The following is a 1,076-nucleotide window of genomic DNA, read 5'->3' on the forward strand; positions in this document are numbered from 1 at the left end:
GTGAGGACGATCTCGACCGCTTGCTCACACAGACTGACGACGAGAAGGTGAGCAGGCGGCTCACCTTTATCAAACGACTGTACAAGGGTGCAACACTCGAAGACGCAGCTGACGATGTTGGGATGTCTCAATCAACTGGAAGCCGATGGGCACGGCTTTGGAACGAAGGCGGTCTCGGACTCCTGACACCGAGCTTCGGGGGCGGCCGGCCCCCGAAGCTCGACGATGAGCAACGAGAGCGTCTCCTCACCCTGCTCGAAGAAGGCGAACCGTGGAAGAAACAGGAGATTCAGCACCTCTTGAACACCGAGTTCGATGTCGAGTACCACCCGAACTATCTGCCACGACTTCTCTCCGATCTTGGCCTCTCGTACGCGATTCCGCGTACAGAGAGGCCAGAGCGACCGGAGAACGCTGACGAAATCCTCGACGAACGCGTTGCTGACGCGTTCGCCGAGGATGAGGCAGACAACCCACACAATAAACGGTCTGAGGACGACAGTGACGAGAAATGGACGGTTGACGATGATGTCCGGACGGACGGTGGAACGACAGTGGGATTCTTCGATATCTCGCACCCCCAACCATGGGACAATTCCCAGCGACTTTACACAGTGAGTGAACCGACAATCACCCGGCCGCTGGTGAAAATCGACACACCAGCGGCCGGATTCTATGCGCTCAACGGTGAAAGCGTCCTCCAGTTCCCTCCTAATCAGGAAAAAGAACAGATCTGCGCGTGTTTCGAAGAGATCCGCGAGCAGAATCCGGGCGAGCGGATTCTGCTCGTCTTAGACAACTTTTCATCACATGTCTGTGCGCACACACGGGAACGTGCTCACGAACTTGGGATCGACCTCATCTTTCTCCCGGTTGGCTCACCGCATCTCAACCCGATTGAGCCTGTCTGGAAAAGTCTCAAATGGGAGTCGTCACCCCTGATCGTGGAGGGCGCGGACGAGTACCGCGCCCTCCTCGATGAAATCTTCACGAAATTGACCGACCGACTGAGTTTCGCAGGCTCGTGGATTGAGAATCATCTCAGCGGATTCATCCAGAAGTTACGTTAATCACTA

General features: G+C 55.9%; 1 protein-coding gene. It reads left to right on the forward strand.

From position 1 onward, the window contains the following. Window positions 1-1,070 (forward strand): IS630 family transposase (locus tag ACR3FF_RS27145; protein ID WP_458191206.1); only part of this gene is annotated, 1,070 nt, incomplete at its 5' end. Window positions 1,071-1,076: the final 6 nt, after the last annotated feature.

This window comes from Haladaptatus ordinarius (assembly GCF_054177595.1).